Source organism: Ruminococcus turbiniformis, assembly GCF_020687545.1.
Taxonomy (GTDB): Bacteria; Bacillota; Clostridia; order Lachnospirales; family Lachnospiraceae; genus Mediterraneibacter; species Mediterraneibacter turbiniformis.
The window spans coordinates 1-10,473 of record NZ_JAJEQX010000061.1; the positions used below are offsets into that span (position 1 = coordinate 1).

A 10,473-nucleotide genomic window follows, 5' to 3' on the forward strand; every position below is an offset into this window, starting at 1 on the left:
ATACATTAAGGGCGCAGTTTCCCGCGCCCTGATTCTTTTTGCTTTGTAGAATTTTCAGTCAGAAAATTTATTTTTTTCTCCACAGTCCCGGTCATTATGAAATATCTTCCCCGGATTTAGAATATCCTTCGGATCAAATACAGATTTAATTCCTCTCATAAGCCGGATCACCGTTTCTCCTGCCTGCGCCTCAAAATACGGAATTTTTGCAAACCCGATGCCGTGTTCTCCGGAAACAGCCCCTCCGAACTCTTCCGCTTTTTTATACAGGCACTCAAAAACTGCAGCCAGCTTCTCTTTCCACTTTTCCTCTTCCATTGTATCTCTGCATATATAAATATGAAGATTGCCGTCTCCCGCATGTCCGAAACTTGGAATACGGAGTTCATATTTTTCGGCCAGTTCATGGACATAGAGAATCAAATCGGCTATTTTGCTAATCGGGACAACTACGTCACATTCATCCATCTCGCTCGTAGATGCCTTTATTGCCTCCAGGAAGGCCCCCCTGGCCGACCATACAGATTCCTTCCTCTCATCAGTATCCACAAGAAACACATCCCGCGCGCCGTTTTCAAGACAATAGCCGGCGGTCTGCTCGCATACACTGTCAATATACTCTTTCGAATTTCCGTCAAATGTCAGCAACAGATAAGCCGGGCTTTTTGTGTCAGGAAACTTTTTCCCAAGATAATCTTCGGCAAACAGTATTACCTCCTTCTCCATAAATTCAACGGCAGTAGGATTCACTTTCAGCCTGAGGATCTTCGGAGCCATATGAATCGCCGACGAAATAGAGTCATAAGGAATCAAAAGGCTCACTGTTTTTGCGGGAAGCGGAAGGAGCCTAAGCACTGCTTTTGTAATAACCGCAAGTGTTCCTTCTGAACCGATTATAAGATCTTTCAAGTCATATCCCGAACTGTTCTTGGCAATTTTTCCACCCAGTTCCTCCACTGTTCCGTCCGGCAGCACTACAGTAAGCCCGCGCACAAAGTCCCTTGTAACACCGTATCTGACTGCTCTCATTCCACCTGCATTTGTGCTGATATTTCCCCCGATCGTCGCAGACTTCTCTCCCGGGTCCGGCGGGTAGAAAAAACCTCTCTCTTCTACATATTGCGCCAGTTCCATAAGAAGAACCCCCGGCTCGACAGTGACCGTCATCGTCTCTTCATCCAGTTCCAGAATCCTGTTCATACCGGAAATGTCAATCATAATTCCGCCCCGTACTGCCACACATGCTCCGACCAGTCCGGTCCCTGCTCCTCTTACAACCACCGGAATATTTTCCTGCCACGCGAATTTCATAATCTGTGAAATTTCTGTCTCTGCCATCACCCTGATCAGAACATCTGGATAACTGTGAATTCCTCCCAGTTCATCATGACTGTAGTCTTCGCTAATCTCTGTGCCGGTCAAGACCCGTTCCGGGTCTGTAAGAGTTTTCAAATATAGAATCTGTTCTTCTGTCAAAATTCCGTATTTCATTATCCTTCTCCTTTAATCAATCTGAGCAGCCCTGGCACCACCTCATACAGATCTCCCACGAACCCATAGTGTGCGATATCAAAAACAGCCGCGTTTTTATCGCTGTTTACGGCAATGATGCGCTCCGCGCCTTTCATGCCTGCCGCAAACTGAACCGAACCGGATATTCCCAGTGTGATAAGGAGTTTGGGCTTTACTGTCCTTCCACTTAAACCGATCTGTCTTCTTGCATCAAACCATCCTTTTTCCACAAGAGGTCTTGTGCAGGCAAGCTGTGCATGCAGCATATCTGCCAGTTCTTTTGCCATCTTAAGTCCCTGTGTATCTTTCACGCCTCGTCCGACCGCAACAATGATCTGTGCTTCACTGATATCTATTTCATCCGGTTTCCTGATTTTGCGTTTCACTCTTATTTCACGCCGCAAAGACATTTCAGACAGTTTTTTATATACCACCTCTCCCTCAGCCTCCCGGTTTTCAGCTGCTGCATCGAACACTTTATATCTGACCGTACAGAACTGCGGCCTTGCTCCCGGCGTAACAATCTGGGCCATAATATTTCCCCCAAACGCAGGGCGTATCTGAACTAAATCTGTATTATCCTTCACAAGCAGAGAGGTACAGTCCGCTGTCAGTCCTGTTCCAAACCTTGCTGCCGCTCTCGGCGCAAGAGATCTTCCTTTTATAGTCGCACCAAACATAAACACCGACGGGTGCACTTCTTCGATAAACTGCTGAAGTATATTTGTATAGAGACCCGGATCAAATTCTTCCAGTTCAAAGTGTTCATAATAATATATTTTGTCTGCCCCATAACTGATAAGATCCTTTACTTTTTCTCCCATTCCGTATCCTATCACAACGGCCAGCACCTGCTGCGGACAGCTTTGTGATAATTCCTTTGCCTTTCCAAGGAGTTCATATGATACCGGATGAATCCGCCCCTCTTCCTGTTCTACAAATACCGTAATTCCCTGCCACTTTGTTTTGTCAAGGGTCTGTTCCTTCGTCTCCTCAAAAGTAATCACACCGGGAATACCATTTTTCACACACAGCCGGCACATTCTACATCCTGCGGTGATTTCCAGTTTTTTCCCATCATATGAAATCGCGTGGAAAGGACACAGTTCACACATTTTCTTTCCCACTGCTTCCGTCACCAGTTCCTGGTGTATCTGTAAACTTCCCATTGTCCTCCTCCTACACAAATTTTTCCTCTGACAGTATTTCATACATCCGGACACAGATTTCTTCTGAGCTTCCCTCAAAAATTATCCTGTCATTATTTGTCGTTGGCGGGAAGATTCTCTCGACCTGTGTAGGGGAGCCCTCCAGGCCATAATGTCCGGCATCCGTATCAAAAAGATCATCCATCCCCAACCAGGTAATCTCTCCGCTTTTTTTCTCCATTGCTCTTTTTATAGATGGCAGTCTTGGCGTATTGGCATCCTTTTCTACAGTAATCAGACAAGGGAACGGAATCTCAAGTTCCCTTAAACATGTCTCCTGATTTTCCAGCACAGTAATACTCTTCTCCCCGGTTTCAACTATATCCTGGACATTACAGACATGATTCATCCCCAGCAGCTCAGCCAACTCAGGTCCAACCTGAGCCGTGTCTCCGTCTGTCGTCTGTTTTCCGCAGATGATAAGATCAAAAGTTCCTATCTTCCTGATTCCCTGTGAGATTGTATAGCTGGTCGCCGCTACATCTGCTCCTGCAAACCGTCTGTCACAAAGAAGAGTTCCCCGGTCTGCTCCCATCCATATCGCTTCTTTTAAAACTTCTTCCGCCTGAGCTGGCCCCATGGAAAGCACCTCCACGCTTCCTCCGCATTGTTCCCGGATTTTAAGAGCCTGCTCGATGGCGAACAGGTCAAACGGATTCATCTTTGCATCCGCAGAATTTCTCTTCAAAACCCCTGTCTTTTCATCTACCTCTACTTTGTTTGTCCCCGGTACCTGTTTAATACAGACAAGTATCTTCATACACGCTTCCTCCACCATTTTCCGCTCATGTAAACGAAAACACCTCCACACATGTATTGATATCAATGTACGGGGGTGTTTTTGCCGTCATTCCCTGTCAATACATCTTATCGATAATGGACTGGGATGTTTTCTGATTATTTTCATAGCTTTCCTCGTAAGTCTTCCTGTAAAATTCTATATAGAGAACTTCCATTATGTACATCTGGCTCATAACAGCCGTCGTTGACCCTCCCTGAAGAGGTCCTTCATTCGCTCCGCACAGCATTACAACGTCTGCATAATTTGTTAAAGGCGATTTGGCAAAACGTGTAATCCCCGCCACATATGCTCCGGCTTCCCTTGCAAGTCTTGTGATCAATATTGAATCTTTTGTAGAACCTGAATAGGAAATAACAACCGCCACATCTCCTTCTCCTACAGTTGACGCAGCCATTGTCTGCATATGGGAATCAGTAAAGCAGTAAACTTTTTTGCAGATTCTGAGAAATTTATTTGTAATCATCATCGCCATAACCTGGCTGGCGCCGACACCAAAGAAGAAAATTCTTTTCGCTTCGATCATTTTCTCTACAAGCATTTCCAGCTTTTCCTCATCCAGCAGCGCCTTCGTATCTTTGAGCACATTAATGTTTGAAAGGAGCAGTTTATCACTCATTACGGAAAATGAATCATCCATCGAAACATTTTCAGACATAACTTCCTGTCCCTTTTCCTTATCCGAACTGTGGATGTTCAGCGAAAGCTGTATCTTAAACTCCTGATATCCCTGAAGTTTCATACTTTTGCAGAAGCGAAAGACTGTCGTTTCTCCAACATGACAGGCATCCGCCAGATCTGTAATAGACATATACATTACATCCTGCGTATTCTCAAGTATGAAATCCGCCACCTTTTTCTCAGCCTTTGTCAGATGCGGATATGCGGACCGAAGCCTCATCAAAAAATTTTCCTGGCTCATAAATCTGTTTTTACCCCTCCCAAGATTACTGCGGGTCAGTAAGCCTGATATCTCTGATTTTTCCTGCGGTAAGGTATGCCATTCCCCACAGCCCTGCACTGTTGCCGAGTTCTGCCTGCCGGATTCTGACATTTGAAAAGCTGTGCATGACGCGTTCCTTCACATTCTTTCTGACTGCATCTGCCACATATGTCTGGTTCATGACTCCTCCACCTAAAATGATACACTCAGGATTAAAAATATGAACCAGAGAAACAAGCCCGTGCGCTATCTCGCAGATCCAATCGTCGATGATCCTCTTCACTTCCGGAATGTCCATATTCAAAAAGATTTCTCTTCCGCTGGAGAGTTCCGGGCAGACCGTCTGTACCTTTCTGACCAGGGCAGCTGTTGATGCATAATCTTCATAACATCCGCTGATTCTTCTGCCCGCTCTTACCTTTTCTCCGTGAATAATCATGCTTCCAAACTCGCCAGCTGATCCCGAACAGCCTCTGTATATCCGCCCATCTATCACCACAGCGCCTCCGACACCGGTTCCGTAAGTAAGACACAGATAATTTCTTTCGTTCCGTCCGGCTCCAAACACTCCTTCTCCAAGAGCAGCCGCATTTACGTCATTATCTACCTCAACAGGGACTCTGAAACGTTCTCTGATTATTTTCCCGATCTGCATCCCTGTATATCCCGGAATGTTTTCATTTGCATGTATGACGGTTCCTGTAGTGACATCAACCTGGCCTGCCGTGCTGATTCCGATTCCATCGCATCTTCCGTTAAGCAGAACGATCTCTTCCGTTTTTTCAATGATATGCTTTCCGCCTCTTTGGGCATCTGTCTCATACTCCTGAAGATTAATCAGACTGCCGTTCTCATATACCGCAGCTTTTATGGAAGTTCCTCCAATGTCAAGCACTATTATCCGCATATCCATTTTAACCCCTATTCACTGTGCAGTACAACAAGTTTTGGAAAATATTTCCATCTTTGTAAACACTATGTAGTCAGCACTTTTACAAATTTTTCGGTTATGTCCTTGGGTCTTGTAATCGCGGTGCCGATGACCGCGGCCCACACCCCTGTCCTGATCACCCGGCCAAGTTGTTCCGGCGTCCATATTCCGCCTTCTGCTATCACAGGTTTTCCCGTGTTCTTTACCATGCTCCGCATCAAATCAATGTCTGGAAGAACCGCATCTTTCGTATACGACGTATACCCGCGCAGCGTAGTTCCGATAATATCAAATCCCATCTTTGCGGCACGGACACCCTCGGTTAACGTTGAACAGTCTGCCATAAAAAGCTGCTCTGGATATTTCTCTCTCACTTTTCCGAAAAAATCTTCCAGTATTTCCCCGCCCGGACGAATTCTGTCCGTCCCGTCCATAGCCAGAATATCCGGTTTGACCTCCATCAATTCATCGATCTCGCTCATTGTAGGTGTAATCATCACATCAGAGTCTTTGTATTTTCTTTTTATAATACCTATAAGAGGAAGGTTCACTTCTTCACGTATCTTCAGAATATCTTCAACTGTATTGGCTCTAATACCGACAGCACCCCCTCGCATCGCAGCAACAGCCATCCTCTGCATAATATAAGAGCTGTGCAGAGGTTCATTTTCCAGTGCCTGGCAGGATACGATCAGTCCTCCTCTGATTTTTGACAAAATCGCATTCTCCATGTGTCACACCTCCTTCCCTTTCACATCAGCTTCGGAAGTCAAACGATCGCCAGAAATGCTTTTTCGAGACGTTCGATCTCTCCTTTCTCTGTGATACTGTTTTTCATCATATTGTATTCTTTGAGCTTTTCAAGATTCTCTTGCGTCGGCTCCACTCCCAGATCAATAAGCTTAAGCGGCATGTTCATCTTCTTCATCATTTCATATATCTTTTTATATTCCTCTCCTGAATCATTATTAAATACCATCTGCATTAAAATCCCAACTGCGACAATTTCTCCATGCAGAGCATTTTTTGATTCTACCGGGAAAAATTTTCTCATTCCGTCGTAAAGCCCATGTGCCACCGCAAGCTGGTCTGATCCGCTTGAGAAGCCGCTCACCATAGAAGTAATAATCAGGTTTATAAGAGTAACATCCCGTAACAGTGTTTTGTTTTTCATCGGATTCTCATATATTTCAAGTCCGTATCTTGTAAGAAATTCATATATAAATTGTGAATTTATATATGCCATATGCTTATAAATATTTACCTCAGGATAAGACATCTTTTCACGGCCGTTCACAATCTCCGGCAGCTTTGCAATAGAATCCATGATTCCCGAGGCGAAAAGGCGTCTCGGTGATTCACCGATGATTGTAAGATCGGCAATAACGCAGTCAACTTCCTTTTCTTTCGGAATTGAACAGTCATAGCTTCCGTTTTCTTTTGTATACATAATACTGACTGCAGACGCACCAGCACATGTAGCAACCGAGGTTGGCACCGTAATAAGCGGCTTTTTTGCCCTGTCAGAAGTTACTTTGCACAGATCCATGCATTTTCCTCCGCCGACCGCCACGATGACATCCACATCCTGTTCCTGTGCGGCCTGTTTCAGCCTTTCGGCATAATCGACGGAATTTGGTTCTTCCATTGTAACCCAGACCGCCCTGATTCCTTTGTCTTTAAAGTCGCCTTCAACCTTTGACCGGATCATCGGGAGCGTTGTTTTTCCGCCCACACACAATATTTTTGAACCGTATCTGATAATCTCTTCTCCGAGTAAATTTACAGTTTCCTCACCTATAAGGAACCTGCTTGCGCCTATTTTCAAAACTGCTGTCTCACTCATATATTTTCTCCTTTATATTTCGACCGTCATTTGTCGCTGCCTGCCGTCAGTCCGCCGATCAAATATTTCTGGGCAATCAGATAAATTACGATAGGAGGAATAATCGCAATCACTGTTCCTGCCATAATCCAGTTCCAGGGAGTTACAAGGTCCACCATTCTTGAAAGCCCCACTGTCATGGATACTTTTCCTGCAGAAGACGTCAAAATCATCGGATACAGATAAGCGTCCCATCCGGAAAAGAAAGATAATGCAAAAGCCGTTGTCACCGCCGGCTTTGAAATCGGAAGGATAATCCTTACCAGCGCCATGACCTTCGTACAGCCGTCCACGGCTGCCGCTTCTTCCAGGCTTACAGATATACTGTCAAAAAATCCTTTTAAAAGCAGAATCGGATTGGCGATTGCGGAAGCCACCATAGCAAGTATGACAATAATATATGTGTCATACAGCCCAGTTGAATTGGATATTCCATAAAGCGGAGTTACAATGACAATCTGAGGAATAACCTGAATCGCCACAATAATCATCATAAACGCTACTTTAAACCGAAAGACGAATCTGGAGAGGGCATACGCCGCCAGAATTGATATTATAATTGTAAAAACGCTCGTTCCAAGTGCATAGACAATTGATGCTTTCAGATACTCCCACATAGGTGTCTGGGACGCAAGCTCGGTAAAATTCTGCCAGTAAAAATACTTCGGATAGAGCATCCTCTCTCCAAGTTTTTCGAATGGCGTAAGAGAAGTCATAACCGCTGTGTAAATAGGAAGTAGAGCTATAATTGTCCAGATAATTATAAAAAAGTATCTTGCTATGTAATTTTGCACCTGTTTTCTTCTTTTCCTGCTCATTGCTTTTCCTCCTTTGCGTTATGTTTCATAAGGAAGAAGGCGATAATGGAAACAAAAACCATTGTGAAAATCGCAATCGCCGCCGCACCGCCAAGATCCGAGTTAATAAATGCTTTTTTGTAAATCGTAATGCTGAGCAGCTCTGTCACGTTTAAGGGGCCTCCGCCCGTGATTACATAGACGAGATCAAAAATCGTAAACGACCATGCCATCAGGATTGTCCCGCTCATTACCATGACCGGCCTTAAAAGCGGAAGCGTAATATGCCGGAAATATTTAAGTCCGATCGCTCCGTCTAATTTGGCCGCTTCCTCCACGTCTGAAGGTATAGTCTGGAGTGCGGAAAGCAGACTCATTACAAGAAAAGGAACTCCCTTCCAGATACGGATAAAAACTACCGTCGGGAATGCAAGATGCTGTCCCAGAAAGCTGATCGGCTGTTCGATCAGACCCAGGTTCATCAGCACAATGTTTACAATTCCGTTCGACGAATTTAAAACCCAGCTCCACATTGTTCCTGCAAATACATGGGGAATTACCCAGGGTATAATGATAACCGTACGGAAAAATCCACGGCCCGGGATAGGTTTGTTAAGCGCCAGGGCAAGCGTGGTGCCCACAATAAAAATTCCGGTTATGCCGAATATTACCCATAAAAGTGTCCTGATCAATGTAGCTGCAAAATCATCTGTCAGCAGATATTCATAGTTTTTAAGGCCTACCCAGTTTTGAAAGTTTCCGATCAGATCTACTCTCGCAAAGGAATACCACAAAAGATTGATCAGCGGGATGGCAAAAATAGCTATAATAATAATAACGGCCGGTGTCAGATAAATATATGGCAGCACATTTTTCTTCTTTGTTTTTTTCATAGAGTACCACCTTTCAAAACTGTATGAATACGGGTGGGCGAAAAGCTGACGCCCACCCGGACCGGATTTATCCATTATAATTTGCTTTGACAGTGTCAATCATATAATCCATGGCTTCATCCGGTGTCATTGACCGCATGGCCGCCGCCTGTGCTCCATCTGCAACTGCCTGCTCGATCATGGCTACATTGCGGTCCTTCGGTCTTGCTGCTACTGTGGATTCTTGTTCGATCAGCGCATCCCAGTATTCTCCTGAAAACTCTTCTTTGCCTTTTTCAGACTCAAGGATTGGCAAAAGCCCCCACTGCAATGCATGACTTGTCTGATTGTCAGATGACATAAGACACTGAATCAGTTCCCATGCCTCTTCTTTGTTCTCACATGCCTCGGGGATTGCCCATCCGTCACATCCCATAACCGGATGTGAGCCTGCCGGTCCTGCCGGGAAAAGGCCGGTATTAAACTTGCTTTCCTCCCCTTTGTCAAGCTCAGTAAGCAGTTCTTTTACTGCCCAGACTCCATCGAGGTACATCCCCATCTGACCATCGCGGAAAAGAGTTCGCATCCCAGATGGATTGTACTCTACCGGATTAGGCTGCGTAATTCCGTAATCATTCGTGATGGCTGCCATTTCTTCCAGTGCCTGTGCAAACAGCTCTCTGTTTTCCTCATTGTTTTCGAAGGTAAAGCATTTGTCTTTATCACTCCAGATATCTTCTCCCGTATAGCTGGAGTAAAAGCTTTCTACAACATGTGCAAAATCTTCTGTGGCGGAAATTCCCCATCCCAGACCCGGAACGCCTGTCTCTTCCGTAATAGTCTGCGCATAGGAGATCATCTCTTCCACAGTTGTGGGCGGAGACTCAGGATCAAGTCCCGCCTGCTCAAACAGTTCTTTATTATACCAGAGGCCAAACGCTCCTGTAGCAGACGGAATCCAGTACATCGCTCCATCGTCTGTAGTCGCAATGTCAATAACCGACTGGGGAATTTCTGAAGAAAGCGTCTCGTCACTTTCAAAAAGTTCCGTCAGATCCATAAGATATCCTTCCGCCGCCAGATCCCAGCCATTTGCAATATTTACGAATGTCACATCCGGGAGATCACCCTGAGCCCCAAGCAGCTTCAGCTTCGTTGTTGCTTCATCCCATGCCATTGCTTCAAAATTAACGGTTATATCCGGATTTTCCGCCTCAAATGACTCGATAATCGGGGAGAAAATCGGTTCTGCTTTTACCAGATCGCCAAGCCTTAGCAATGTAAGTTCAGTCTGGCCGGATGAACTTCCCTCTGCCGAAGATTCACCTTCCGTCTCACCGGAAGATCCGCACGCTGCAAGAGAAATCACTGTTGATACACAAAGTAAAACTGCAAGAATGGGGATGCGGACGAAATCCTGGACCAAATGAGGTCATTAATAGGAGGAGGTCACGCACATGTATTCCTACGAAGACAGGTTAAGAGCCGTAAAGCTCTATATCCAATACGAGAAGAGTTATGCATCA

General features: G+C 45.2%; 10 protein-coding genes. All 10 read right to left on the minus strand.

What is annotated here, in order from left to right; translation table 11 throughout:
* Window positions 1-54: 54 nt before the first annotated feature.
* The gene (locus LKD70_RS17885; RefSeq protein ID WP_227709226.1) at window positions 55-1,491 is read right to left on the minus strand and encodes an FAD-binding oxidoreductase; all 1,437 of its coding nucleotides are present in this window, start codon (window positions 1,489-1,491) and stop codon (window positions 55-57) included.
* A complete protein-coding gene (locus LKD70_RS17890; RefSeq protein ID WP_227709227.1) occupies window positions 1,491-2,681 on the minus strand; it encodes an electron transfer flavoprotein subunit alpha/FixB family protein in 1,191 nt (396 codons plus the stop codon). The genes LKD70_RS17885 and LKD70_RS17890 overlap by 1 nt, the downstream gene beginning before the upstream one ends.
* Before the next feature lie 10 nt (window positions 2,682-2,691).
* Window positions 2,692-3,480 carry an electron transfer flavoprotein subunit beta/FixA family protein gene (locus LKD70_RS17895; protein ID WP_227709228.1) on the minus strand — a complete coding sequence of 263 codons (789 nt, stop codon included), beginning with the start codon at window positions 3,478-3,480 and terminating at the stop codon, window positions 2,692-2,694.
* Window positions 3,481-3,577: 97 nt separating this feature from the next.
* On the minus strand, window positions 3,578-4,441 hold the full coding sequence (locus tag LKD70_RS17900) for a MurR/RpiR family transcriptional regulator (protein ID WP_227709229.1): 864 nt from the start codon (window positions 4,439-4,441) through the stop codon (window positions 3,578-3,580).
* Between the two features lie 25 nt (window positions 4,442-4,466).
* Window positions 4,467-5,369, minus strand: a complete 903-nt coding sequence (locus tag LKD70_RS17905) for an ROK family protein (protein WP_227709230.1) — start codon at window positions 5,367-5,369, stop codon at window positions 4,467-4,469.
* Window positions 5,370-5,437: 68 nt separating this feature from the next.
* A complete protein-coding gene (locus LKD70_RS17910; RefSeq protein ID WP_227709231.1) occupies window positions 5,438-6,124 on the minus strand; it encodes an N-acetylmannosamine-6-phosphate 2-epimerase in 687 nt (228 codons plus the stop codon).
* A gap of 38 nt (window positions 6,125-6,162) precedes the next feature.
* Window positions 6,163-7,239: an iron-containing alcohol dehydrogenase gene (locus tag LKD70_RS17915; protein ID WP_227709232.1), complete on the minus strand. Its 1,077-nt coding sequence runs from the start codon at window positions 7,237-7,239 to the stop codon at window positions 6,163-6,165.
* 26 nt (window positions 7,240-7,265) lie between these two features.
* Window positions 7,266-8,096 carry a carbohydrate ABC transporter permease gene (locus LKD70_RS17920; protein WP_227709233.1) on the minus strand — a complete coding sequence of 277 codons (831 nt, stop codon included), beginning with the start codon at window positions 8,094-8,096 and terminating at the stop codon, window positions 7,266-7,268.
* Complete coding sequence (locus tag LKD70_RS17925) at window positions 8,093-8,968, minus strand: carbohydrate ABC transporter permease (RefSeq protein ID WP_227709234.1); 876 nt, start codon at window positions 8,966-8,968, stop codon at window positions 8,093-8,095. The genes LKD70_RS17920 and LKD70_RS17925 overlap by 4 nt, the downstream gene beginning before the upstream one ends.
* A 67-nt stretch (window positions 8,969-9,035) precedes the next feature.
* Window positions 9,036-10,316 (minus strand): ABC transporter substrate-binding protein, encoded by a 1,281-nt coding sequence (locus LKD70_RS17930; RefSeq protein ID WP_227709235.1) that lies wholly within the window; start codon window positions 10,314-10,316, stop codon window positions 9,036-9,038.
* Window positions 10,317-10,473 lie beyond the last annotated feature (157 nt).

Excerpts from the sequence above, each read along its gene's own strand:
- LKD70_RS17910 (WP_227709231.1), bottom strand. The coding sequence starts at position 6,124 with ATGGAGAATGCGATTTTGTCAAAAATCAGAGGAGGACTGATCGTATCC.
- LKD70_RS17895 (WP_227709228.1), bottom strand. The coding sequence starts at position 3,480 with ATGAAGATACTTGTCTGTATTAAACAGGTACCGGGGACAAACAAAGTA.
- LKD70_RS17915 (WP_227709232.1), bottom strand. The coding sequence starts at position 7,239 with ATGAGTGAGACAGCAGTTTTGAAAATAGGCGCAAGCAGGTTCCTTATA.
- LKD70_RS17925 (WP_227709234.1), bottom strand. The coding sequence starts at position 8,968 with ATGAAAAAAACAAAGAAGAAAAATGTGCTGCCATATATTTATCTGACA.
- LKD70_RS17920 (WP_227709233.1), bottom strand. The coding sequence starts at position 8,096 with ATGAGCAGGAAAAGAAGAAAACAGGTGCAAAATTACATAGCAAGATAC.
- LKD70_RS17885 (WP_227709226.1), bottom strand. The coding sequence starts at position 1,491 with ATGAAATACGGAATTTTGACAGAAGAACAGATTCTATATTTGAAAACT.
- LKD70_RS17890 (WP_227709227.1), bottom strand. The coding sequence starts at position 2,681 with ATGGGAAGTTTACAGATACACCAGGAACTGGTGACGGAAGCAGTGGGA.
- LKD70_RS17905 (WP_227709230.1), bottom strand. The coding sequence starts at position 5,369 with ATGCGGATAATAGTGCTTGACATTGGAGGAACTTCCATAAAAGCTGCG.
- LKD70_RS17900 (WP_227709229.1), bottom strand. The coding sequence starts at position 4,441 with ATGAGCCAGGAAAATTTTTTGATGAGGCTTCGGTCCGCATATCCGCAT.